Origin of the sequence: Vibrio sp. 10N.222.52.B12 (genome assembly GCF_002875385.1) — a bacterium.
Classification (GTDB): Bacteria; Pseudomonadota; Gammaproteobacteria; order Enterobacterales; family Vibrionaceae; genus Vibrio; species Vibrio jasicida.
In genome coordinates, this window is the sequence record NZ_MDAW01000022.1 from 22,768 (window position 1) to 48,186 (window position 25,419).

Here is a 25,419-nt window from a genome sequence, read left to right on the forward strand (position 1 = left end):
GGTTACGGACGTTGAAAAGTCATATGCACAGCACTGATGGTTCGAGCTAAAAAGCCCCCTTCACAGTAGCTCAAGTAGTAGCGCCACATTCGTACAAATCGGTCATCGTAGCCAAAGCTTCTGACTTCATGCTCTGCTTGATTGAATCGGAAATGCCATTCATTAAGCGTTTTCGCATAATCTAGACCGATATCGAACAAATCTCGAGTCACCAAATCACTGTGCTTGGTTGTCGCTTGTGTTAACGATGTTACCGAAGGTAGAAAGCCCCCAGGGAAAATGTACTTTTGAATAAAATCGACGTTGTTGCTGTAGTAATCGTAACGCTGGTCAGCAATAGTTATCGCTTGAATTGCCATCAAACCACCTGACTTCAGCAAAGATTCACATTTCTTAATGTACGACGGCAAGAACTGTTTACCGACCGCTTCGATCATTTCAATAGAAACCAGCTTATCGTACGTTCCGGTTAAGTTTCTATAATCTTCTTTCAGCAGCGTTACTTTGTCTGTTAAGCCACGCTCTTTGATTTTCTGCTCAGCGTAAGCATGTTGCTCTTCAGAGATGGTTGTCGTCGTAACTTTACAACCGTATTGCTCAGCCATATAGATCGCCATAGCGCCCCACCCTGTGCCAATCTCGATAACATGATCGCTAGGTTTGAGTTCGAGCTGTTGGCACAAACGATCCATCTTATTGATTTGTGCCTGTTCCAATGAGTCGCTCTCTTGGTTATACAGTGCTGATGAATACAGCATGTTGGTGTCAAGAAACGCTTCATAGAGGTTATTACCCAAATCGTAATGTGCGTGTATATTCTTGCGCGAATTCTCTTGAGAGTTTCGGTTTGTCCAGTGACTAAATTTATACAATATCTTAGTCAACCAACTGCCTTGCTCTTCAAGTCTATCGAGGGCTCGCATGTTGAGCGCCATTAGCTTCATCAGTGCAGTCAAATCTGGGCTATCCCACCAGCCGTCCATGTAAGCTTCACCCGCTGCAATGCTCCCGCCTTGCAAAATGCGGGAGTAAAAACCAGGATGCTTCACCTCTATCGTTGCGACGACGGGCGAACCTTTGTAATCACCATTTGGTGTAGAAAATCTCTCACTGCGCTCGGTTGTTTCTGTCTTGAAGCTTTCAATCACAGTTAAGCAGCCGATTTCCATTTTCTGTAGACACTGAAAAAGAACCCCACGAGCCGCTTTTTGTGTCGTCGTCAATTCTCGCGGCATCGCCATAGAAGTCGTGTTTAACATGCAGAGTTCTCCTTATGCTTATTATTTTTCTCGTCTTCACTCACTTGCTCAGGTACAGCTGTGTCTGGTTGAGCATACTTAGGGTGTGAGTAAAAAGGCGCGCCTTTAATCCAGAGTTTTAGTGCGTGCCAATAAATGCCAACCATTACTTTTACCGTTTGAATCGGTGTAACGATCAAGCACTTAAGTAAGCTTTTACTCAAAAAAGGTTGCCCTTTCATCGCCATCGTCGCGTCAAAGTGTTTTTCGCCTTTGTGACACTCGAGATGGATATTAAGTTTGTCGGTCAACGGTTTTATCTTCCAATGGTAACGCTGGTCGATAGGGTTAAATGGCGAGACGTGAAATGCTTTGTCTTGTTCCCAACCAAAGTGTTCATCATCCTTATCCGCAGCAACCGCGTAATAATGGCATTCATTCCAAGGGGTATTGCTCACTTCTGCGAGAAGGTACTGCCATTCGCCTTTATCATCGTAAACGTAGTAAAAGTTCACAGGGCTGAAATAAAGACCGAGATAGCGCAAGTGGCAAACAGCAATAACTTTCCCCGAACAACGAACACCGGTTAATGTTTCAACTTTTCTTTGTACTGCTGATTTAATGCAACCTTCACCAATGTAATCGCTGCGCTTGAAACGAGCCCAGTGCCACCAACGGGAACCAAAGCCCCATACATTCTTCTCTAACTCGACAAGCTCATCGACATCAATCGCAGGCATGAACAGAGAGTAGTTCAGTTCATGCTTAACTGGGGTAAATCGGCGATGACGAACATTGCCAATAAATAGTCTGCTGTTCATCTCGCTCCCCATATCATGCAGCGCCTTTTTCAAAAGGAACCACATTTTGATCGCGGTACTTTTCTTCCAAGCCTTTCACTACGTCAAGTGCACTACGTACACCATCTTCATGGAATCCGTTGTACCAATACGCGCCACAGAACCAAGAGCTTTGCTTTCCTTGTATCTCATCTTTGCGCTGCTGCGCTGCTATCGACTCCGTGGTAAACACAGGGTGATGATAAGTGAATGAGCGTAGAATCTTGTTTGGGTTGATTTGATTGCTACTGTTCAACGTTACGCAAAACGTATGCTCTGATTGAACGTGCTGAAGAATGTTCATGTTATAAGTCAGCGAAGGTAGACGTTGCTGCTCGCCGTCACTGCCATCCAACAAATAGTTCCATGCCGCCCACGCCGCTTTGCGTTTTGGCAACAAACTAGTGTCCGTGTGTAAAACCACTTCATTCGCTTGATAAGTCATATTGCCCAAAATATCTTGTTCTAGAGGCGAGATTTCATCGAGCATTTTCATCGCTTGATCACTGTGACAGGCGAAGATAACGTCATCAAACCAATACGTCTCACCATGTACCTGAACACCTACACCGTTGTCACTTCTAACGACTTTCTCAACCGGGCTATTGAGTCGAATTTTATCTGCAAAGCCTTTGGTCAGTGGTGGGATGTAAGCGCGCGATCCCCCTTTTATTACATACCATTGCGGTCGGTTCGTCACATCTAACAAACCATGGTTTAAAAAGAAACGTAAGAAGAACATGAGTGGAAACGCACGCATGTCCGCTAACGTCGACGACCAAATCGCGGCACCCATCGGCAATATATAATTGTCAGAAAAGAAAGGACTGAATTTGTGCTCGTCAAGAAACTCGCCCAGCGTCTGTGAATCTGTTGATTGCTCATTGGCAAAACGTTTTGCCAGCTTGTTGAAGCGAAGAATTTCGAAAATGAAACGATAAAATTTAGGGTTTGCCCAGTTACGCTTTTGCGCAAACAGCGTTGAAACCGTATGGCCGTTATACTCTAACCCATTGCTATCATTTCGTACGCTGAAACTCATTTGTGTTGGTAACCCTTCCACACCTATCTCGTTCATCATTTGGATGAAATTAGGGTAAGTACGGTCGTTGTAAACGATAAACCCAGTATCAATAGCGTAGTCTTTGCCAGCAACGTTCACATCGACAGTGGCGGTGTGTCCACCAATGTAGTCGTTGGCCTCAAATAACGTCACGTCATGTTCTTTGTGTAAGTAGTAACCGCAAGTCAGGCCAGAAATACCCGTTCCAATAATCGCGACTTTTTTTCTTCCTACCGTGTTCATGCTTCTTCCTTCTTATGATACGAGTTTTGCGGTGAGCCGAGCTTGCCAGCTGTATGGAAGCAACGAGATAAAACGTAGTATTCCGGTGAATCTCGCTGGGAAATAAATATAGCTTTTGCCTGCATCCAATTGTTTTCTGATAGCTTCAGAAGCCTGATTGACCGAGATAATCATCGGCATATCAAACGTGTTTTTGTCTGTTAAAGGGGTTTCTACAAAGCCAGGAAATACGGTTACGACTTTGATGCCTTTCGCTTTCAAATCTACGGCAAGTGTGCGTGCGAAATAACTGACAGCAGCTTTCGATGCTCCGTAGGCTTCAGCGCGAGGCAGCGCGATTTCAGAGGCAATAGAACCGACGATCACAACACGGTGGCCACGTTCGAATTGCGACTGGCATGCTTCGACACAATTCGCGACACCAACGACATTGACGTTCATAACACGCGCCATAAGTTGTGCATCTACCAAACCGTCATCCATATATTCACAGTCACCCGCATTAAACATCCATGTCTCAGGGGTAAACGGCAACGCATTGAGTGCGGTCTGCGTTTGTTCATAGTCAGTTATATCAAATCGCAATGTAGCGATATTTTGAGATGAAGCTTCTAGCTCTGACAGAACCGCTTGATTTCGACCACAAGCGATGACCTTCCATCCAGCTAGGGCGTAATCGAGTGCGAGTTGTTTGCCGATACCCGACGTTGCTCCAGTTATCAAAACCGACTCTGTCATTGCCCTAACCTCTGCTTAATGGTTCTCACTACTGACCCTAGCAAAGGTAAGTTTTCATAAAGCATCTCACCCAAATCGAAATAGTCCCGGTGATAAATAACCTGTCCCTCGCAAAATTTAAGATGCGATACGCCGTTAACAAGGATCGGGGCGCCTTTCTGCAACTTTGGATGCTGAAGATCCATCGTCCATGTCAAGAACCCAGTTTCTCCAACTTGTTGGTGATCATGAATAACAAAGTCGCAGCGTATTACATTGGAATATAGCGACTGAAAATAATCAGAAAGCGCAGGCCATCCCTCTAGGCGATGAGCAGCATCTTCAAACACCACATCCTGGTGGTATACCCCTTCAAGCAAATGCAAATTCGCTTTGCTCAACTTCTGATATATGTTGCCAACTGACTGAATGTCCATTTCTATACTCCTACGCTACTTCAACAGTTGTACAAAATTATTATATGTACAAGATAGACCAAACAAGAAAAGTTGTACAAAATTATTTTTGTATAACTTTGTTTCTGTAGAGTGATACGTGATGAAGTACGGTAGCGATCAACAGAAACAAAAAAAGGCTTGGTTAAAAAACCAAGCCTTTTCATAGGATTAACTATTTATCTGCTGAATAATTACGAGCAGTTAGTATTGTTGGCTACGAAGTGCAGCAATGCGCTTGTCTAGTGGTGGGTGGCTCATAAGAAGCTCTGTGATAGATTGCTTACCATTGATACCAAACGCCATCATTGTGCCGTCTAGTTGAGATTCATGGCTCATCTTCAAGCGCTCAAGCGCAGCAATCATCTTCTCTTTACCGACCAATTGAGCAGCACCCGCATCAGCGTGGAATTCACGGTGACGGCTGTACCACATGGTTAGGAAGCTTGCTAGGAAACCGAATACCAGTTCTAGCACCATTGAAATACCAAAGTACACCATCATGTTAGTGCCTTGGCCTTCTTCATCATCATTAGATGCCACGATGTTTGCGATAAAGCGAGACAGGAAGATAACGAATGTATTCACCACGCCTTGCATCAATGTCATGGTTACCATGTCACCATTAGCAATGTGACTCACTTCGTGTGCCAATACTGCTTCAGCTTCATCACGCGTCATGTTGTGTAACAGACCAGTAGAAACCGCAACCAGAGAGTCATCGCGCTTTGCGCCTGTCGCAAATGCGTTGATATCTGCAGCATCGTAAATTGCCACCGTTGGCATACCAATGCCCGCTTGTTGAGCTTGACGACCAACAGTTTCCAATAACCAATGCTCAGTCTCATTACGTGGGCTCTCGATGACCATACCGCCAACAGAACGTAGCGCCATGCCCTTCGACATCATTAATGAGATAAACGCACCACCAAAGCCGAACACTGCGGCCATGACAAGTAGACCAGACAGACTGCCTGGTTGCATTCCAGTTACAGCGTAAACAATATTCAGAACAACACTAAGAACCAGCACAACGGCTAGGTTAGTTGCTAGGAATAACATAATTCGCTTCATTACTTTTCTCCGAGGAAGCTTATCGTTTTTTAGAACAGGTTGTTTTTCAAGACACCTATTTTTAAAACGGATTATTATAAGAACACCTTGTTATAAGAAACAGAACGCTACAAAAGGCATTTCTGCTTGGTTTTGTGTTCCGTTGCGTTATAGATATAGTCTATCCGCGATAAAAACAAGGTTAAGCAATAAATTGCAACATTTGTTTTCGAGACTGAAATAATACACACCTTTTTACACTCTTAAATCAGTACTTTATCGTCGGTATAGACTTTGGTCTTATTGTGCGACTTTCTGTACATGCTAAATTCGGGTCAGATGAACGAAACGGAGCATGCTCTAAAGGACAATAAAGCAGCTCTAAACTTCCATGTCTTGAGGGAAAAATCATGGTAGAAACTAACGACTATCAAATGGCTATCGATTTACTTTGCTGTCACCTAGGTATCTCAGAGGATGAGGCAAAACAGCAACTGGGTATTTCAACAGAAGCTCAAATGGCAAAACGTGTTTCTGAAACACAGTCGGCTTTGATGGGTCTGAGCCAAGAAAAATAACCAGAATCGTTATTTGTTATTCAGACACAAAAATTTACATGAAAAAAGGGCTGCATGATGCAGCCCTTTTGATTTCTGATAAAAAGTCAGCAGTTAAACGTTCAGTAGCGGGTCCACGTTGATGTATTTGCCCAACTCTTTACGTTTTGCACTCGGGATATAAGGGATCTCACCGAGTTTTGGTGCATCTAGGCGTTCTTCAAGCATATCAATGATTTCTGCGTAGTGCTCAGTGCCCGGATTTACTCGGTTTGCCACCCAACCTACGAGATTCAAACCATCCGCTTTGATGATCTCAGCAGTGAGCAAAGCATGGCTCAAACAGCCCAGTTTAATACCGACAACCAATACAACTGGCAACTGCTCTTGCTGTACCCAAGTCGACAAGCTATCTGTATCAGACACAGGAACACGCCAACCACCAGCCCCTTCCACAAGAACAATGTCTGATTGCTCTTTGTGTTGAGCCAATTTATCACTCAATACTTCGTACTTAATTTCTACATGTTCATGCTTTGCGGCGATGTGAGGAGAAGCAGGTAATTCCAAAGCGTATGGGTTTACATCATCGTACGCGATATCTAGCGTTGCCGCTTTTTGCAAATGCAACGCATCAGAATTACGCCAACCTTGCTCAGTTTTATCGCTTCCTGCTGCCACTGGTTTATAACCAATGGTATTTAGCCCTTTTGCCGCTAATGCTTGCAGAATGGCTTTAGACGCTACGGTTTTGCCTACATCAGTATCCGTACCAGCAATAAAAAAAGCATCAATCATAGATGTATTACTCCAAAACAAACCTGATAACTTGCAGGTAGAAGACCTTGATCATTTCTAAATGCTTGGTACGCGCCCTCAACTTGCAACAAAGTGCGACGGCTCGTTAGGCCATGTGAGCGCCCGCTTACGTGATTTGCACCAATGCCTTTGAGATCACGCATGACAGAAAACGCTGAATCGTACCAAACTGTGATGGGGGTCAAGTCTAGATGATGGTTGTGGCACCAAGATTGCGCTAACGCAATTTTTACCTGATTGTGGGTAATAAAGTTATTCACGTGTTGATATGCATCAATTTTTGACCACGATTCGCGCAACTCATACAGAGAGCCATCCATTAGTGTCGAAAAGCAGCCAGTGCCTCCCTTTTTTAACACACGACGAATTTCTCTAAGTGGGTAACTGAGATCCGCACACCACTGCAATGCCAAGCTGGAGAAAACATAATCAAAACTATCGTCCTCAAAAGGCAAATTTTCAGCATCAGCTAACTGGTACTGCATTTGCTGTGTACCACAACGCTGCTTCGCTTTATCTAACATAGCTTGTGAGATATCACCACAAACCACTTCGGCGCCACGTTGTTGGAGCAGTTGAGAGAAGTAGCCCGTACCACACCCCAAGTCTAAGACTCGTTTATTGGTTAAGTCGTCAGGCAGTTTTTGTAATAGTCTTTGTCCCACATCACGTTGAAACGCGGCATGCCGGTCGTAGGTATCTGCTGCTTTGCCAAAAGACGACGCTATCGCCTCTTTATCTTGAAGGAAACTGTCTAACGCAATGTGCTCTGCATTATCCATTACTGCGCTCCTAATGCTTGCTTCAGTGCCATTGAAAGCGTTTGTATTTGTTCTTTAGTGTGATTGGCCGTCAGTGTAATTCGGAGTCGTGAGGTCCCTTTTGGAACCGTTGGTGGGCGAATCGCGCTCACCCAAATACCGTTTTGACGACAAGCGCTTGCAACCTGTAAGGCCAGTTCCGATTCACCAATCATAAATGGCTTAATCGAAGTTTGCGTTTCGACAAAACCGTCGAGATCGTTGAGGCTATCTCGATAAACTTCGCTAAGCTCTATAAGCTTTTCACGTCGCCAAGACTGCTCTTGAACCATCGAGACAGCATGTGTCAGCGCGTAGGCTTGTGCCGGAGGCATTGCTGTGGAATACACATGGTGACGAGCAAACTGAGTTAAAAAGTCTCCCGTCGCGTGATCACATAGAATGGCAGCGCCAGACATTCCAAATGCCTTGCCGAAGGTAACGATCAATACCTCGGGCTTAACCATCGCTAATTCGCAAGAGCCACCACCAGATTCACCAAGAACACCAATGCCATGAGCGTCATCGACAGCAAACCAAGCATCATGACTGCGAGTGACTTCAGTTATATCGCTGAGCGGCGCACAGTCACCGTCCATGCTGAATACCCCTTCAGTCACAACTAGATGGTTGTCTTCGCTATTCAACAGCGATTTTAGATGCTCGATGTCATTGTGCTTGAAACGCTTCATCTTAGCTGGTGACAACGCCCCAGCCTCCATCAAAGACGCGTGGTTCAAACGGTCTTGAATCAACACATCTGATTTTTCTAGCAGAGTAAAAAGCAACGCTTGATTCGCACTAAACCCAGAGCCAAACAGAATTGCTCTATCGTAGCCCAACCATTCGGTCAGTGCGGCTTCTAAATTGCTGTGTGCTGCACTAAAGCCAGTCACCATTGGTGATGCTCCACTGCCACTTCCGTATACGCTTAAACCTTGCTGCCATGCACGAACGAGCGCTTGGTCGTTTGCCAAGCCCAAATAATCATTACTTGAGAAATTAATGTAGCGTCTGCCTTCGTGTTCCAAAACGGACTGGTTACCGGCAAACACCACATTCATAGAACGATTTAACCCTTGCATTTTACGCTCAACAAGGGCGGATTCGATACGAGATTTAAACGCTGGCATCGTAGAAAAGATCGCCTTTAGTCGGACGTGCAGCAACGCGCTCTACGACGCGATCCAGCAACTCGTTTTCTTCGATTTCATCAGGTTTTTGAGACACCTCTTGGCTGTTGATGCCGAGCTTGTTAAACAGCATCATGTCCTTGTCTTCAGAAGGGTTTGGCGTGGTCAGAAGTTTGCAGCCATAGAAGACGGAGTTTGCACCAGCCATAAAGCACAGCGCTTGCATCTGCTCGTTCATATCTTCACGGCCAGCCGATAAACGAACCGCAGACATAGGCATCATAATGCGGGCAATTGCTATCAAACGAATAAAGTCAAAGGGCTCAACGTCATCCACTTCTTCCAGTGGTGTGCCCTTCACCTTCACGAGCATGTTGATTGGCACGCTTTCCGGATGTGTTGGTAAGTTAGCCAGTTCCACAAACAAACCTGCTCGGTCATTGGCACTTTCGCCCATGCCGATAATGCCACCAGAACAGATCTTCATTCCGGCATCACGTACGTGAGACAGGGTATCTAAACGGTCTTGGTAAGTACGTGTGGTAATGATGTTGCCGTAAAACTCAGGTGAGGTATCAAGGTTGTGGTTGTAGTAATCCAGACCAGCGGTTGCCAGTTGCTTAGCTTGATCTGGCGTTAACATTCCAAGCGTCATACACGTTTCTAGACCCATGCCCTTCACACCTTTGATCATGTCGGTCAAATGCGGCATGTCACGCTCTTTCGGGTTTTTCCATGCTGCGCCCATACAAAATCGGGTTGAGCCAGCGTTTTTCGCTTTTTGTGCAGCGTCGAGTACACGTTCAACTTCCATCAGACGCTCTTTTTCGATGTCTGTGGTGTAACGAGCACTCTGAGGACAGTACTTACAATCTTCTGGACAAGCACCTGTCTTAATCGACAGAAGCGTGCTTACTTGAACATGGTTGGTTTGTTGATATTGACGATGTACAAGCTGCGCTTCGAATAGGAGATCCATGAATGGTTTTTCCATGAGATCGCGCACTTCAGCATGTGTCCAGTTATGACGAACTTCCACGTGTATTCCTTTAGTCACTTTTGTTGTTGTGTTGACAGTCTACTGAGTCTCGATAAACTGTCAACACAACACAAAAGAACAAAGTTTACATCTGTTTATTTTTTAATCTTAATTATTATTGGAATCGCACATGGATCTCGCCTTCGACCGCCAGCATATCTGGCATCCTTACACTTCGACATTGACACCTCTGACCTGCTACCCAGTAGAATCCGCAAACGGTGTTCACATTAAATTGGAAGACGGTACAGAGCTTGTCGATGGCATGTCTTCTTGGTGGTCGACGATCCACGGCTACAACCACCCGCACTTAAATCAGGCCGCTCACCAGCAAATCGATCAGGTCTCCCACGTGATGTTTGGTGGGATTACCCACCAGCCAGCAATCAGTTTGTGTAAGAAGTTGCTATCCCTCGCACCAAGTAACCTTGAACATGTATTCCTTGCCGACTCAGGCTCTGTTGCTGTAGAAGTCAGCTTAAAAATGGCGCTGCAATATTGGCATGCGAAGGGCGAACGCAGACCAAAGTTTCTTACTTTGCGACACGGTTATCACGGCGACACTTTCGCGGCAATGTCGGTTACCGACCCAGATAACTCGATGCACTCACTCTATAAAGGCTTTTTACCTGAGCATATCTTTGCGGAGTCACCAACTTGTGGCTTTTGGGATGAGTGGAAATCAGAAGATCTTGCTGACTTTGAGCACAAGATTGAAACGCATCATCAAGAACTCGCTGCGGTGATCCTAGAGCCTATCGTTCAAGGAGCAGGCGGTATGCGTATCTACCATCCAGAATTTCTCAAAGGCGTGCGTAGGCTTTGTGATAAACACGGTTTGTTATTGATTGCAGATGAAATCGCAACCGGATTTGGGCGTACCGGTAAACTGTTTGCTTGCGAACACGCAGATATTCAACCAGACATTCTGTGTGTAGGAAAAGCACTCACCGGCGGCTACATGACCCTCTCTGCGACTCTAGCGAGCAAACACGTTGCGGATACCGTTTGTGGTGGTGATGCAGGGTGTTTTATGCACGGTCCAACCTTTATGGGTAACCCACTCGCCTGTGCTGTTGCCACTGCAAGTTTGGAATTGATTGAACAAGGTAACTGGCAACAACAAACTCAACAAATAGAAACGCTGTTTTCTGAGTTACTACCAAACCTTGAAGAATACGAGTTGGTGAAGAACACCCGTTGGTTAGGTGCCATTGGTGTTGTAGAAACGCATCGCCCAGTGAATATGGAAACCATCCAGGCTCTCTTTGTTGAACACGGTGTTTGGATTCGCCCATTTGGCAAGCTGATTTATATGATGCCGCCATTTATCAGCAAGCCGGAAGATATTGAGAAATTAGTTAGCGCGATTGATGCGGCGCTTCAACATCAAGATTGCTTCGCTTGATACGTTCTCGACTAATACAAAGAACAAGTTCAGTGAATAAATGCTAAAACGGTTTGAGTATACAACTCAAACCGTTTTCTCTATTCACGTGATAAAAAGTAAAGTTAACGCAGTTGGCTGTCTTTACTCGCTCGTCGATTAAATAATGCTTGGCGTTGAGACACCAATTCGATTGTTGACTGACATTCGATACACAAACGAACACCTTTCATCGCAAGACGACGCGCTTCCGGAATCTCATCACCACACTCATCGCAATAATGGGCGCTCTCACCCTTTGTGATACTGCCACGAACGCGGGAAATCTCGTCGTCTATTGTGTTTTGAATTTGTTGGCTGACGCTATCGTCGTTTGCCCACCCTACGGCCATAAGCCCTCCTCGTTACTTGAATGAGAAAATCTACTTACCGTGGTAAGGTGGATGATTATATCGATTACAAATAACAAGATAATTAGGGTAAATTCGAAAACACTATTACGTTTTAGTAATAATTACTCTGTAATCGATTATTCGGCACTCTCGTGGAAAAGCAATGCAAGGTTACTCATACTCCCTTCCTCGCATTCAAAATACTGTGTTTGCTCAAGCTCTCTCAAAGTAACACTAAGTATCTTCTCTGCCTCACCAAACTCCTCGCTAAAGTACTCACTGACTAATATGACGCGCTCACCAATACTAAACTCCAGTGACTTCTCATCTACCAACGCTCGATGGTAATGTTTGATACGATAATCTTGAGGTTTAATGCGCAGTAAAACTGGGCTTTGATTCACAATGAACTTATTAAAGATAAGCCCACCTTTGCCTTGTTTTATCGAAATACTAAAGTTCATAGTTTGGTTTACTGAACATTCAAAGACTTTTCTGGGCAAGGCGCTAGCAACAGCAAATGTGCTCATCATAGCAACACTAAAACCCCAAATGGCCACCAATCGTGTCATTACCATTCAGCCAACACAGTAAATCGCGCTTGCTCAGACATGCGAGTTAATACATAGCCGTGTGAAGAAGAATACGAGCCACTGAGTACACTATTCTCTTTCTCAATAACGACATCCTCGATGCCGTCAGCGTTGTAATCACCTTTTGCTACAATCGTAACGACTTGAAAGCCATCGGTCGCGTCGAAGTACTCTGCTCTCACTTCACTGGAGACATGAGTTCTTTGGATATGGTCTGCTTCATCCCACGTTGATAGTGTCTTTGCTTTCTCAGCTCTTTCGTTAGAAATAACAAAAGCAAGCGCACTTGGAGCTAAACTAGGAAAGCTATCATCTAACTTAAATTTCGATATATATGAGCGCTTAGAGGCAGCTAACTTTGCCATCTCACTCCATGTTTGACACTGAGTTAAATACGCTTTAAACGCGCCGTATTCATAAGCTTTAGCCGCAGTAAAGCCCGCAGAGTTTGCAGTAGCTAAGTCTTTGCAATTAGACACCGATTCCGTGTCACCAGCCGCACTTGCCAACTCAAGCTCGTATCCCCAGTCGAGTGAATTACGAAGCTGCATATTTTCTTTTGAAGGTTGCGCTATTTCGCGCGCAAAAAAGCGATCGGTTCGCTCCCGATCTAAATATTGAGGCTGGATAAGTTTACTTGCGATAACACTCTCACTAACGAGTAAGGTAAGCGCAAAAGTTACGAGAAATGGAAGATGATTTACTGGCATAACGTTTAACAATAAGGGCAAATGAAGCCATTACCTTGTCACGTTGAAAACCGCTTAGAAAAATATCATTTGTTACGCACTATCAGATTCTGGGCGAACTCATCATTAAACGGTGCATTAATATACAAAACAGTACGTTTTCACTCGACGCAGATAACAAAAAACCCAGCACTAAGACTGGGTTTTGATGTTCTAGTGGTTAATGAATTAACCGATGTGCGTTGCGCCCGCCATGTACTTCTGAAGTACTGTAGGGATTGCAATGCGGCCGTCTGCTTCTTGGTTGTTTTCTAGGATAGCAACCATTGTACGACCCACAGCTAGACCAGAACCGTTTAGCGTGTGTACAAGCTCAGGTTTCTTCTCGCCTTTACGACGGAAACGCGCTTGCATACGACGAGCTTGGAAGTCCCACATGTTAGAACATGAAGAGATTTCACGGTAAGTTTCTTGAGCAGGAACCCAAACTTCTAGGTCGTAAGTCTTACGAGCGCCGAAGCCCATGTCACCTGTACATAGAACCACTTTACGGTAAGGAAGCTCTAGAAGTTGTAGAACTTTCTCAGCGTGACCTGTTAGTTCTTCTAGTGCGTTCATTGAATCTTCTGGCTTAGTGATTTGTACTAGCTCAACTTTGTCGAACTGGTGCATACGAATCAAACCACGAGTATCACGACCGTAAGAACCTGCTTCTGAACGGAAACATGGCGTGTGAGCTGTCATCTTAATTGGTAGATCCGCTTCGTCAGAAATCGTGTCACGAACTAGGTTCGTTACAGGTACTTCTGCTGTCGGGATTAGAGACAGTTTACGTGGTTCTTCGTCGTTTACTTTTTCTACTAGCGGCTCAGTGTGGAAAAGGTCTTTACCAAACTTAGGAAGCTGACCAGTACCGAATAGGCTGTCAGAGTTAACTAGGTAAGGTACATACATTTCAGTGTAGCCGTGCTCTTCTGTGTGAAGGTCCAACATGAACTGAGCGATCGCACGGTGTAGACGAGCAAATTGGCCTTTCATCACGATGAAACGTGCACCAGTGATCTTAACTGCACTTGCGAAATCAAGACCGCCACCCATTTCACCTAGGTCAACGTGATCTTTCAGATCGAAGTCGTAAGTCTTTGGCTCACCCCAACGAGAGATTTCAACGTTGTCGTTTTCATCTTTGCCATCTGGCACTTCATCTGCTGGGATGTTTGGTACAGAAAGCGTGAATTCGTCTAGTTGAGCCATTACTTGCTCAAGTTCAACTTTCTTCGCATCAAGATCGCTACCTAGCGTACCGATTTGTTTCTTGATCTCTTCTGCGCCTTCTTTGTCGCCAGCCGCCATTTTTTGGCCGATTTGCTTGGAGATGGAGTTACGCGTGGATTGTAAATTTTCTACTTCTACTTGAATGGACTTACGTTGTTCTTCAAGTTTACGAATAGTATCTACGTCTAGCTTAAAGCCACGACGCGCCAGTTTAGCAGCTGTTTCATCCAGCTCTGTACGAAGTAATTTAGAATCCAGCATTGTTAATCCTATGCTTTTTGTTGTGAAATCACGCGCACTTTCCAAGCGTACGCGTTAAAAAAATTTACTGAACAAATGTATCCAAAAACGCCTACTTTTCATAGCGCTTTTGTGGGCTATTTGCGTCTAAAGTAGCCAAGTAATCTAACTTTTCGCCGATTTTGGTCTCTAGACCACGATTTGTCGGTTGATAGTACCTACGATCGCCCATTTCAGGTGGCAAATATTGCTCACCAGCAGCGTAAGCGCCAGGCTCATCGTGAGCATAACGATACTCTGCCCCATAACCCATGTCTTTCATCAAACTGGTTGGTGCATTTCTAAGGTGATGCGGCACTTCATATTCAGGTAAGTTATGAGCGTCTGTGAGCGCTTGTTTCCACGCCACGTATACCGCATTACTTTTTGGCGCACACGCTAAGTACACGATCGCCTGTGCAATCGCACGTTCACCTTCTGCTGGGCCAACACGGGTAAAGCAATCCCACGCGGAAAGTGCCACTTGCATTGCGCGAGGGTCAGCATTACCGACATCTTCAGAAGCGATCGCCAATAAGCGTCGAGCAATATACAAAGGGTCACAACCAGCAGCAATCATACGCGCAGACCAATACAGCGCAGCATCCGGGTTTGAGCCACGAATCGACTTGTGGACCGCAGATATTAAGTCGTACCAGATATCGCCTTTGTTATCGAAGCGAGAGACCTTCTCCCCTGCTACTTCCGCAAGCAACTTAAGCGTGATCTCTTTTTCACCTTGCGCATTGTCCTCTGCCATATCGTAAAGCAGCTCAAGATAATTGAGAGACATGCGAGCATCACCGTTTACCAATTCTGCTAGGCGGTCTAATACGTTATCAGCAAAGTGTGCGGGCGTATTTCCCAAGCCGCGCTCTTTGTCACTGATCGCTTGGTTCAACGCTAACGAGATTTCATCTTTGTCGAGAGACGTCAGCTTGTACACGCGAGCACGAGACAACAATGCGTTATTCAGCTCAAACGATGGGTTTTCTGTCGTCGCTCCAATAAAGGTAACCGTGCCATCTTCAATATGCGGCAAAAACGCGTCTTGTTGAGATTTGTTGAAGCGATGCACCTCATCCACGAATAGGATGGTACGACGGCCCGCCATTTTGTTCTCACGTGCTTTCTCGATAGCAGCACGAATCTCTTTTACGCCTGAGGTCACAGCTGATACACGCTCTACTTCTGCGTTGGCATAGTTTGCAGCCACTTCTGCTAATGTCGTTTTGCCTGTGCCTGGTGGCCCCCAAAGGATCATCGAGTGAATGTGACCCGCCTCTAGTGCACGGCGCAGTGGCTTACCGGGACCTAAAATGTGCTGCTGTCCGATGTATTGTTCGATCGTTTCCGGTCTCATACGAGCAGCAAGGGGACGAAAATCTTCGTCCCCCGAGAAATCTAATGTGTAATTGCTCACTACCAATTAATTCCTTTGGTCATCCACTTCCACACCTTTTGGAATTGTGAATGTGAATCTGTCTGCTTTGGGTTTACCAAGCTTCACGTTGTTAAAGGTGAACAAACCTTTTTGACCGTCTTGTTCAACCACTTTGAAGCCTTTCACCACACCTTTAGCATCAATATTAATCTGGAATTGACCTTGTGTGGAGTCTACTGCGGTAGGAATGAGGATGAACTCATCACCTTTTTGGGAAATCTTGTAGTTATCCCAATCACTTGCGCGATTACGCGTTAGCAAAACAAATGGCGTTTGCTCTGTTGCTTGCTCTTGCCAGTAGATACTCACTTGCTCGATGAATGGGCTGTAGTACCACAATGTTTTACCGTCAGAAACCAGAAGGTTTTCATCTGGGAATGTTGTGCTCCAACGGAACAGGCTTGGACGAGCGATTTCAACCGTGCCTTCTCCTTCCATTACCGTTTCGCCTTCTGGGCTGATCACTTGCTGAGAGAAATCCGCACTGAAGCCATCATTCATAGAAAGGCGTTTGTTTAGTTCATCTTTGGGAGACGCGGCGTGTGCAGTAGAGAAGAGAGAAAAGCTTAAAACAAGCGCAGAGAATAGTTTCGCTGAAAATAGTTTTTTCATTCAGATACCTATCAGAGGGTCAAAGACCTAGAGTTGCTCACCTCAGTTGGACTGAGGTGAGTAAGACAAGTTCATTAATCTTTTGGTGGCGCAGGAGCAAGGACTTCGCGGTTTCCGTTATGGCCAGGCGCGCTCACGATGCCTTGTGCTTCCAGTTGCTCTACGATACGCGCAGCTCGGTTGTAACCAATCTTGAATCGACGTTGAACGCCCGATACAGAACCGCGACGAGACTGAACGACGTGTTCCACAACTTGATCGAACAAAGGATCGACTTCTTCGTCAGATTCCATTTGTTCACCCGGTAGCAAAGCTTCAGGACCTTGGTCACCGCTGATGATTTCATCAATGTAGTTTGGCTTACCGCGCGCTTTCCAGTTATTTACAACCGCGTGAACATCATCATCCGATGCAAAAGCACCGTGAACACGTGTCGTATGGCTAGAACCAGGCGGTAAGTAAAGCATATCACCCATACCAAGTAGCGACTCTGCGCCACCTTGGTCAAGAATGGTACGTGAGTCGGTCTTCGTCGATACCGTAAACGCAACACGAGTTGGGATGTTTGCTTTAATGAGACCAGTAATTACATCAACCGATGGGCGCTGAGTCGCAAGGATTAAGTGAATACCTGCTGCACGAGCTTTCTGAGCAAGACGCGCAATCAGTTCTTCAACTTTCTTACCCACAACCATCATAAGGTCGGCAAATTCATCGACAACCACAACGATGTAAGGCAGTTTTTCTAGCAACGGCGGCTCAGTATCCATACTGTCGCCTTCTTGCCAGAATGGGTCGTGAATTGGGTGGCCAGCATCTGCTGCCATCTTCAACTTCTCGTTAAAGCCTTTCACGTTACGCACGCCCAATGCAGACATCAGTTTGTAACGACGCTCCATCTCGCCTACACACCATCGTAGTGCGTTAGACGCATCTTTCATATCAGTTACAACTTCAGAAAGAAGATGAGGAATACCTTCGTAGATTGAAAGCTCCAACATTTTAGGGTCGATCATGATGAAACGCAGATCTTCTGGAGACGCTTTGTAAAGCATACTCAAGATCATCACGTTTACACCGACTGATTTACCAGAACCAGTGGTACCAGCAACCAGCACGTGAGGCATCTTCGCAATGTCGGCAATCACCGCTTCACCCGCGATGTCTTGACCAAGAACGACCGTAGTTGGTGACGTGGCTTGTTCAAACTGAGGGCTACTGATTACATCAGATAGAAATACCGTCTGACGACTCATGTTAGGAAGCTCTAGACCGATGTATGGTTTACCCGGAATTACTTCAACAACACGCACGGCCATAGCAGAAAGTGCACGCGCTAAGTCCATTGATAGACCAGAGATTCGACTTACTTTCACGCCCGGAGCCAAATCTAGCTCAAAACGGGTGATAACCGGACCTGGGTAAATCCCAACAACATCCGCTTTGATTTTGTAGTCTGCAAGCTTGGTTTCAACCAAACGAGCCACTTGTTCTAGCGCATCACGATCAATAAAGTTTTCACGTTTCTCAGGGTGGTACAACAATTCAAGAGTAGGCAGTGGCTCTTCTGGTACTGGCAAGTTTTGATCTTGCTGTACCAAGAACGGGTTTTGCTTCGCCGCGACCTTCGCTTGAGCACTCGAAACCAAATTTTGGAACGCTGCTACGTCTTGATCACCTTCTTGAACCTCTTCTACCTCAATTTCTTGAGGAGCAGGATCAAACGTTGCCGAAGGTGCCTGCGGTTGAGGTTGAACGGCAACTTGCGGTTGGACATTCTGAGTTGGTGCTACCGTTGGTTGCTGTGGTTCAGCGTGAACCGGTTGAGCTTGATGAACAGTTTGCGGTGCTACGAATTCATCTTCTTCATCCAATACATCAAAGTTAGAAATCGTTGGTTCGATGTGTTGGTTCGGCTCTGTCTGTTCAGTGATGTTATCAAGAGAAGCCGAATCAATCATTGGCTCATCTTGCTGATGTACTGTGTCTTGAGCAACATAAGACTGCTGAATTTGCTCCGCTTCGAACTGCTCGTATTCAGAGTACATTGATTCATGCTCAACAGGCTCAGACACAAACGGTTCAGCTTGAGCGGTCTGCTCAGGTTGCACATACGGTTCTGCCTGAACGTCAACTTGAGGTTGAACTGACGCTTGGTATGAAGCTTGTTCTGATTGCGCAGCATAAGCAGGCTGAACAGGTGTCGGCTCAATAGGTTGCTGTATCGGCGCTGCGACATTTTCTTGTACAACTGGCACTGGTTGAACTTCATCCGCCCAGTCATCTGCTTGTTGTGCCGCGGCTTCTAACTCTTCAATCGTGACATTAAGTTGCTTAGTGCGTTCAACCGTTGGGTCCACGTTGTCAGTGTTTACTGCTTGAACGGGCTCAACAGGCTGTGCTTGAACAGGTGCCGCTTGAGCAGCAGTTTGAGCAATAGAGGCAGGGATAACAACTGACTGCGGAGCAGGCTCGGCCGGTTTCGGTGAAACAGACTGAGATGTAGCTTGTTCTGCCGCCGCGGATTGAGGCATGTAGATTGGGTACTCATGCGCAGGAACCGACTCTTTTGGTTCATCCACTTCGTACGCGGTTAAGTGCGGTAGCGGCTCATCTTCCAGATCGTCACCACGACGTTTCGTCATAACACGATCGTCAACAAACTCATCCAATTGTGGTTCTAGTGTTTCTTGCTCTGAGCCACGTGCCTTATTAGTGACTGCAGCAATCAGACCCAAAGCGCGATCGCCAAGCCACTCGACAATTTTTAACCAAGAGATACCACTAAATAGCGTAAAGCCTGCGCCCCACAAGAACAGTAATACCAAGGTTGTGCCAAGCACATTCAACGTTGGTAACGCGAGACTCGTCAGCACATCACCAACAACACCGCCAGAAGAGAAATACCAAATGTCGTCAAAGTTAATGTCTGCAAGACCACAGCTGGTAAGAATAAGGATAACTAAACCTAATAGACGGGTTCCCCACAGCATTAGGTCAATTGGATCGTCCTCTGAGCGTTTACGACAGATCACCCATGCCCCTGCAGTAAGCAAGAATGGCAGTGGGTACGCGAGGGAACCAAATGTGAAAAATAGCGTGTCGGCAAGCCAAGCGCCGAACAAACCACCAGCGTTATCGATCTCTCCGCCCCAAGCAGTTTGGGACCAAGACGGATCGGCTGGGCTAAACGTAAATAGTGCAACGGCCAACAATACCGAACTAAGAACGCCAACGATAAAGCAGCACTCTTTTAAGCGTTGGAAGCCATTAAGACGCGAAGACTGAGGCTCTTCACTGGTTTTGATGATGGTTTCGACTTTCTTTGCGTTCTCTTTGAACATAAATCAACTTGAATATGGAAATGAATTAGGAATAAGCAAAACATTCCGAGCGGCAAAAGCCGCTCGGTAAATTGATTTAACCATATCAAAGAGAAAAACCCAATTACTCTATCGAGAAAGCGGAAGCATTTACCGCTTTCTTTGCAAGAATTTAACGAGTTTTAATCACAAGCTGGTTACTTTGCTTCACTTCTTCCATAACTACGTAGGTGCGAGTGTCATTTACGCCAGGTAGACGTAGTAACGTATCGCCAAGTAGTCGACGGTAAGCACCCATATCAGATACACGGGTTTTTAGAAGATAGTCGAAATCACCTGATACTAGATGACACTCTTGAATGTCGTCTAGCTTTTGAACAGCTGCGTTAAACTGTTCGAATACATCTGGCGCACCACGGTTAAGCGTAATTTCTACGAATACCAATAGTGATGCATCTAGGAACTGCGGGTTTAATAGCGCAGTGTAACCTGTGATGTAACCTTGACGCTCTAAGCGACGCACACGCTCCAAACACGGCGTTGGAGAAAGTCCTACACGTTTTGAAAGTTCAACGTTCGAAATACGACCGTCTTTCTGCAGTTCATTAAGAATGTTGCGGTCGATACGGTCTAGTTCCTTGGACGGCTTCTTATAGTTCTCTGCCATTTTTTATTCCACCTTATTACTTCCTTGCAAAAAAATATACTACAACTTTTTAATATTTGGTGCCAAATATTACAAATCAACATCTATACTAGATATTAATTCGACAATAACACCCTACAAACAGTTAATACAACCATTTTAGAAAGAGGACACAGGATGATCATTGGCGTACCTAAGGAAATCAAAAACCACGAATACCGTGTGGGAATGATCCCAGCTAGCGTGAGAGAACTTATCTCACATGGTCACCAAGTTTTAGTTGAGACCAATGCAGGTGCCGGCATTGGTTTTTCAGACGATGATTACATCGCTGTAGGCGCATCCATTCTTCCTACTGCTGCAGACGTCTTTGCGAAAGCAGACATGATTGTAAAAGTAAAAGAACCACAAGCCGTCGAGAGAGCAATGCTCCGCGAAGGGCAGATTTTATTTACTTATTTACACCTAGCACCAGATTTTCCACAAACTGATGAGCTAATCAAGAGCAAAGCTGTCTGTATAGCGTATGAGACTGTAACAGATAATATGGGTCGTTTGCCACTGTTAGCACCAATGTCAGAAGTAGCAGGTCGGATGTCTATCCAAGCTGGTGCACAAACGCTGGAAAAATCACACGGTGGCCGTGGTTTACTACTAGGTGGTGTACCTGGTGTTGAGCCTGCGAAAGTCGTTGTTGTTGGCGGTGGTGTCGTTGGTGCGAACGCAGCTCGTATGGCTGTTGGTCTTCGTGCTGACGTAACAATCCTAGACCGCAACGTAGATACACTGCGTAAACTAGACGAAGAATTCCAAGGCCGCGCGAAAGTGGTTTATTCTACAGAAGACGCGATTGAGAAGCATGTTCTAGAAGCTGACCTAGTGATTGGTGCAGTTCTAATCCCTGGTGCTGCCGCTCCTAAACTAGTAACAAAAGAGCACATCGCTAAGATGAAGTCAGGCGCAGCGGTCGTTGACGTAGCAATCGACCAAGGTGGCTGTTTTGAAACTTCTCACGCAACGACACACGCAGAGCCAACTTACATCGTTGACGAAGTTGTTCACTACTGTGTGGCTAACATGCCGGGTGCCGTTGCTCGCACATCAACATTTGCACTGAACAACGCAACACTACCTTACATCGTAAAACTCGCGAATAAAGGCTACCGTGAAGCGCTTCTAGCAGATAACGGTTTCCTAGAAGGCTTGAACGTTATCCACGGTAAAGTGACTTGTAAAGAGGTTGCTGAGAGCTTTGACCTAGAATACGTTGAACCAGCGCAAGCTATCGCAATGTTCAACTAATGACAAAATAACGCACAAATTGTCACGTTTTGTTTACAAAAGCCCACTGAGAAGTGGGCTTTTTTGTATAGAGCATTTAATTATAAAAAAGATCTAAAACTTATAAGCGCAAATTAAAATGTTTCGAGGTGTAACTGATTTAGCGCAAAATTCTGCCAATCTAACACGGTAACCACGTTCTTCAAGATAAAGTGCTTTATCTAAAGCAAGCCAAATCTCCAATGGTCGTTGAAATACCAACTGAACCAAACTCAAACGCTCCATCTGCCAAAAACGCTGCTCAGCCAAATATTCGAACTTCGAGAAGTCAATATCTTGAGTCAACTCGATATCCTTTCGCTCTGCGGCCCAATGGCACAAAGCTTCAAAACCATCACTTAATTGCGACTTACGAATACTCGGCACTGGTTGATATTCGGTCAACCCTAACGTTTGTCGCGTGATCAAATCAAACCCTAAGCGAAACACCATTTCTTGCTGACGATGACGGCGGACACGCTCACCTCCAGTCACAGTCTGTTGTAAAGGAATACGAAGCTCTTGCTTAGACAAAGAAAGAGAAGAAGCTCTGCCCTGCTCCGACATTGGCTGATATTGCTCAGACTGAATCAAATGGTAACAGCAAGGCGAGATTGTCATCGCGGCGATGCCGTTTTCGCTGCCGTACTGCATTAATCGAACATGGAGATCACCACATGCGTGTAACGCCACCGCATGTTGTGTCGGCTTAAACACGGCTTTTGCCGCAGAATCAAACGCGTCACCTTGAATAAACGTCATGTTCCAACGATGTTCATTCGCCGCTTGTTGCCCTGAATCACACAGCGCTTGTTGGAATTCGAAGCTCGTCACTGGCTGGTTCGTTTGTGTGGTAAGAATTCGCCCTAAATAGCCTTTTCCTGAACACCACTCTAACCATTCTTTGCCGTGATGATGTTGAATAGCCGCTTCGCCCATCGAACTTATTTGCTCTAACTTGCGGCCAGGAATACCACTGTCTAAACCGCGAGCAAGCTCCAATCCATTTAATGAAAGGGTTTCTAAGCGAGTAAGAGCGACAAGCGGTTCAAGATCAGGTAAACAAGTTCCGATCGCTTTAAATAAAAGCTCAGGTTCTGATTTGTATTCTTCGATCTGAGAAGGAGTAAGAGACGCTAACCAATGACACAACTGAGGGTGTTGCTCTTGCCAAGGTAATGATGCGTGAATGCTGCTTTTAAAGGGCTCAAATCGCCACAACGATTGATTCTCGATTAAGCAGTCATTAATAAATTGAAATTGCGTTTTCATAGCTCCCCCTACAACGAGCGCATTGTAGAGGGAATCGAAACTTGAATGAAGTGTTATCTGACCGGAAGCTCGATGTCTTTAAACATCTCTTCGATTTCCGTATTGGATTTAAGCGAGATCGCCTGTTCCACAACCGGACGAGTCAAGTGCGGTGCAAAGCGCTCCATAAAGTCGAACATGTAAGAGCGTAAGAACGTACCGCGACGGAAGCCAATGCTGGTCGTACTCGCACCAAACAAGTGGCTCGCATCAATCGCCACCAAATCGCCATCTTGGTCGTGATCGACTGCCATGCTCGCAATCACACCAACACCAACCCCCATACGAACGTAAGTCTTAATGACATCTGCGTCCGTAGCGGTAAATACTACTCGTGGTGTTAGACCTTCGCGGTTGAATGCGGTATCAAGCTCCGAGCGACCCGTAAAGCCAAACACGTAAGTCACCAGCGGATACGCCGCCAAATCGTGGATCGTTACTTTATCTTTCTTCGCTAGTGGATGGTCTTTTGGTACCACGATAGAGCGATTCCAGTGGTAACAAGGCAGCATGATCGCATCTTGATAAAGGTGAAGCGCTTCCGTTGCAATCGCAAAATTCGCCGTGCCTTTCGCGATGGCCTCAGACATTTGAGATGGTGTGCCTTGGTGCATGTGCAGTGACACTTTCGGGTAACGCGCTGTAAAGCCTTTAATCACATCAGGCAACGCATAACGTGCTTGGGTATGTGTAGTAGAAATGTTCAGCGTACCCATTTCAGGGTGGGTGTGCTCCCCTGCGACCGCTTTAATGCTTTCAACGCGAGCGAGGATCTCTTGAGAAATTCGCACGATTTCTTCACCAGCGGGTGTCACCTGCGTTAAGTGTTTACCACTTCGTTCGAAGATCTGAATACCCAATTCATCTTCTAGCAAACGTACCTGTTTACTGATACCCGGTTGGGATGTGTATAGGCTCTCTGCCGTCGCAGAAACATTCAGATTATGGTTCACAACCTCAACAATGTACTTCAGTTGTTGCAGCTTCATCGTAATCCCTTACTCATTTATCGAGATAATAACGTCATACCCATCGTGGCCGCCCTCCCGAGCATATGAATGCACACGATATAATGTTTAGTTATAACGTGTTAGCAACTAAATGAACAGTAATTTCTAACTTATACCCGAAGCTCATAGCAAGGTCGTTCAACGCTGCCAATATGCAAGGGGTTGAATCATTAAAAATAGGTTTTTTCAGGAGCTCACCGCATTCCCTGCTGATTTCCACAGGAAAACGTGTTTGGAGCAAAATAATCAGATAAATAGGGTGCCGAGAAAGATAAGATTCATGTATTCTTGAAAGCTGGACACAGAAAAGTAACAAGTAGTAGAAGCAAAGATATGAATTTGACTTTAATAATCGCTTTGGTTGCCATCCTACTGGTATTGATCCTTGGCTATAACATCATGTTGCAGTACAAGGTAAAAGTAGAGACCGCGAAAAGACAGGAGTCTGCTCGCTATGTGGCGCTGATTGACGGTACTGAAGAGCTCATCGGGCACGCTCATCATATTCCTTTCAGCAAGGACTTACTGCTGTGTCTTAACAACCGTATTCTTGATGCACTCGAAAGCATGCGCGACCTTGATCCAAAGAACAAGCAGCTCGTGCAGCGCATCGAAAACATGAAGCAGCAAATTTCTCAATTGAATGAGAGCAGCGCAAACGGCGAAAGCACCACATTCAAGATGCCGAGCAGCGATAAACAAGCCATTGTAATGTTAAAGCTCGTCAAACGTCTTCGTGATGCTGTTCGTAATGAGCACAACAAAGGCCGTTTAGATACGCAAACTTACGTAACAGAGAACGCGCGTCTGGAAACTATGCAGATTCGTATTAACATCGAAAACGTTATCAAGCGAGCGAACGATTCTATTGCTCGTGGCCAACCTGGTACCGCATTGCAACTGCTTCGTAAAGGCATTGATGCCCTAAGTACAAAGAACGATGCGTACTCGATTCAAGCAAAACAAAAGCTGGAAGAAATGCTTGGTGACCTAGACAAGAAACGCCAAGACAAGAATGAAGCAGAAATGCAGCAGCTTGCCGATAAAGAACGCGACAGTGATATGGATGCGCTCTTCGGCGAAAAGAAAAAGTGGTAAACTCTCCACAAGCTTTTCGCACTACTCGATTAAAGGCTGCGTTTGCGGCCTTTTTTGTATCTTGTTGTACCGTCCTAAATAAGG

The 25,419-nt window shown here is 45.5% G+C and carries 24 protein-coding genes; 4 read left to right on the forward strand and 20 right to left on the reverse strand.

The genetic code is table 11. The features are described from left to right. Positions 1-2: 2 nt before the first annotated feature. The 6 genes from BCT11_RS01410 to htpX form a co-directional block, all read right to left on the reverse strand. Positions 3-1,259, reverse strand: coding sequence for a cyclopropane-fatty-acyl-phospholipid synthase family protein (locus BCT11_RS01410; protein ID WP_038867078.1), 1,257 nt, complete (start codon positions 1,257-1,259; stop codon positions 3-5). Continuing rightward, positions 1,253-2,071, reverse strand: a complete 819-nt coding sequence (locus tag BCT11_RS01415; RefSeq protein WP_102386909.1) for a DUF1365 family protein — start codon at positions 2,069-2,071, stop codon at positions 1,253-1,255. The genes BCT11_RS01410 and BCT11_RS01415 overlap by 7 nt, the downstream gene beginning before the upstream one ends. A gap of 1 nt (position 2,072) precedes the next feature. Further along, entirely contained in the window at positions 2,073-3,383 is a 1,311-nt protein-coding gene (locus BCT11_RS01420; RefSeq protein ID WP_102386910.1) for an NAD(P)/FAD-dependent oxidoreductase, read from the reverse strand. A gap of 12 nt (positions 3,384-3,395) precedes the next feature. Continuing rightward, on the reverse strand, positions 3,396-4,121 hold the full coding sequence (locus tag BCT11_RS01425; protein WP_042605002.1) for an SDR family oxidoreductase: 726 nt from the start codon (positions 4,119-4,121) through the stop codon (positions 3,396-3,398). Further along, complete coding sequence (locus BCT11_RS01430; protein ID WP_038867072.1) at positions 4,118-4,537, reverse strand: nuclear transport factor 2 family protein; 420 nt, start codon at positions 4,535-4,537, stop codon at positions 4,118-4,120. The genes BCT11_RS01425 and BCT11_RS01430 overlap by 4 nt, the downstream gene beginning before the upstream one ends. Positions 4,538-4,759: 222 nt before the next feature. Then, a complete protein-coding gene (htpX, locus tag BCT11_RS01435) occupies positions 4,760-5,629 on the reverse strand; it encodes a protease HtpX (RefSeq protein WP_038867070.1) in 870 nt (289 codons plus the stop codon). Positions 5,630-6,018: 389 nt separating this feature from the next. Between htpX and BCT11_RS01440 the strand changes: the two genes are divergently transcribed. Continuing rightward, the gene (locus BCT11_RS01440) at positions 6,019-6,186 is read left to right on the forward strand and encodes a hypothetical protein (protein WP_095759866.1); all 168 of its coding nucleotides are present in this window, start codon (positions 6,019-6,021) and stop codon (positions 6,184-6,186) included. A 93-nt stretch (positions 6,187-6,279) separates the two neighbouring features. Here the strand turns inward: BCT11_RS01440 and bioD are convergent, their stop codons facing one another. The 4 genes from bioD to bioB are packed head-to-tail and all read right to left on the reverse strand — an operon-like array spanning position 6,280 to position 9,956. Further along, on the reverse strand, positions 6,280-6,963 hold the full coding sequence (gene bioD / locus BCT11_RS01445; RefSeq protein WP_038867069.1) for a dethiobiotin synthase: 684 nt from the start codon (positions 6,961-6,963) through the stop codon (positions 6,280-6,282). Beyond that, positions 6,960-7,766, reverse strand: coding sequence for a malonyl-ACP O-methyltransferase BioC (bioC, locus tag BCT11_RS01450; protein WP_039975077.1), 807 nt, complete (start codon positions 7,764-7,766; stop codon positions 6,960-6,962). The genes bioD and bioC overlap by 4 nt, the downstream gene beginning before the upstream one ends. Beyond that, the gene (gene bioF, locus BCT11_RS01455; RefSeq protein ID WP_198593893.1) at positions 7,766-8,917 is read right to left on the reverse strand and encodes an 8-amino-7-oxononanoate synthase; all 1,152 of its coding nucleotides are present in this window, start codon (positions 8,915-8,917) and stop codon (positions 7,766-7,768) included. Before bioF ends, bioC begins: the two co-directional genes overlap by 1 nt. After that, entirely contained in the window at positions 8,904-9,956 is a 1,053-nt protein-coding gene (gene bioB / locus BCT11_RS01460) for a biotin synthase BioB (RefSeq protein ID WP_038867063.1), read from the reverse strand. The genes bioF and bioB overlap by 14 nt, the downstream gene beginning before the upstream one ends. A 130-nt stretch (positions 9,957-10,086) precedes the next feature. On the opposite strand from bioB, the gene bioA reads away from it, so the two are divergent. Next, complete coding sequence (bioA, locus tag BCT11_RS01465; protein ID WP_102386912.1) at positions 10,087-11,364, forward strand: adenosylmethionine--8-amino-7-oxononanoate transaminase; 1,278 nt, start codon at positions 10,087-10,089, stop codon at positions 11,362-11,364. Positions 11,365-11,468: 104 nt separating this feature from the next. Here the strand turns inward: bioA and BCT11_RS01470 are convergent, their stop codons facing one another. From BCT11_RS01470 to lrp, 8 genes are all read right to left on the reverse strand, one after another. After that, positions 11,469-11,735 (reverse strand): DksA/TraR family C4-type zinc finger protein, encoded by a 267-nt coding sequence (locus BCT11_RS01470; protein WP_005437185.1) that lies wholly within the window; start codon positions 11,733-11,735, stop codon positions 11,469-11,471. 137 nt (positions 11,736-11,872) lie between these two features. Next, the gene (locus BCT11_RS01475) at positions 11,873-12,313 is read right to left on the reverse strand and encodes a hypothetical protein (protein WP_102386913.1); all 441 of its coding nucleotides are present in this window, start codon (positions 12,311-12,313) and stop codon (positions 11,873-11,875) included. Next, positions 12,307-12,879: an ATPase gene (locus tag BCT11_RS01480; protein WP_237303686.1), complete on the reverse strand. Its 573-nt coding sequence runs from the start codon at positions 12,877-12,879 to the stop codon at positions 12,307-12,309. The genes BCT11_RS01475 and BCT11_RS01480 overlap by 7 nt, the downstream gene beginning before the upstream one ends. 366 nt (positions 12,880-13,245) lie before the next feature. Next, on the reverse strand, positions 13,246-14,553 hold the full coding sequence (serS, locus tag BCT11_RS01485) for a serine--tRNA ligase (RefSeq protein ID WP_102386915.1): 1,308 nt from the start codon (positions 14,551-14,553) through the stop codon (positions 13,246-13,248). A gap of 91 nt (positions 14,554-14,644) precedes the next feature. Continuing rightward, complete coding sequence (locus BCT11_RS01490; protein WP_020196990.1) at positions 14,645-16,000, reverse strand: replication-associated recombination protein A; 1,356 nt, start codon at positions 15,998-16,000, stop codon at positions 14,645-14,647. Next, positions 16,001-16,627 carry an outer membrane lipoprotein chaperone LolA gene (lolA, locus tag BCT11_RS01495; RefSeq protein ID WP_102386916.1) on the reverse strand — a complete coding sequence of 209 codons (627 nt, stop codon included), beginning with the start codon at positions 16,625-16,627 and terminating at the stop codon, positions 16,001-16,003. Positions 16,628-16,701: 74 nt separating this feature from the next. Continuing rightward, positions 16,702-19,971 carry a DNA translocase FtsK 4TM domain-containing protein gene (locus BCT11_RS01500; RefSeq protein ID WP_102386917.1) on the reverse strand — a complete coding sequence of 1,090 codons (3,270 nt, stop codon included), beginning with the start codon at positions 19,969-19,971 and terminating at the stop codon, positions 16,702-16,704. A 151-nt stretch (positions 19,972-20,122) separates the two neighbouring features. Then, the gene (lrp, locus tag BCT11_RS01505) at positions 20,123-20,617 is read right to left on the reverse strand and encodes a leucine-responsive transcriptional regulator Lrp (RefSeq protein ID WP_009842652.1); all 495 of its coding nucleotides are present in this window, start codon (positions 20,615-20,617) and stop codon (positions 20,123-20,125) included. 156 nt (positions 20,618-20,773) lie between these two features. Between lrp and ald the strand changes: the two genes are divergently transcribed. Further along, a complete protein-coding gene (gene ald, locus BCT11_RS01510; RefSeq protein WP_102386918.1) occupies positions 20,774-21,898 on the forward strand; it encodes an alanine dehydrogenase in 1,125 nt (374 codons plus the stop codon). Between the two features lie 93 nt (positions 21,899-21,991). Here the strand turns inward: ald and BCT11_RS01515 are convergent, their stop codons facing one another. Together BCT11_RS01515 and cysB are read right to left on the reverse strand one after the other, a co-directional pair. Further along, a complete protein-coding gene (locus BCT11_RS01515) occupies positions 21,992-23,188 on the reverse strand; it encodes a methyltransferase (protein WP_102386919.1) in 1,197 nt (398 codons plus the stop codon). A 53-nt stretch (positions 23,189-23,241) separates the two neighbouring features. After that, positions 23,242-24,216: an HTH-type transcriptional regulator CysB gene (cysB, locus tag BCT11_RS01520; protein WP_038867045.1), complete on the reverse strand. Its 975-nt coding sequence runs from the start codon at positions 24,214-24,216 to the stop codon at positions 23,242-23,244. Between the two features lie 354 nt (positions 24,217-24,570). Between cysB and BCT11_RS01525 the strand changes: the two genes are divergently transcribed. Beyond that, on the forward strand, positions 24,571-25,335 hold the full coding sequence (locus tag BCT11_RS01525) for a hypothetical protein (protein WP_038867041.1): 765 nt from the start codon (positions 24,571-24,573) through the stop codon (positions 25,333-25,335). Positions 25,336-25,419: the final 84 nt, after the last annotated feature.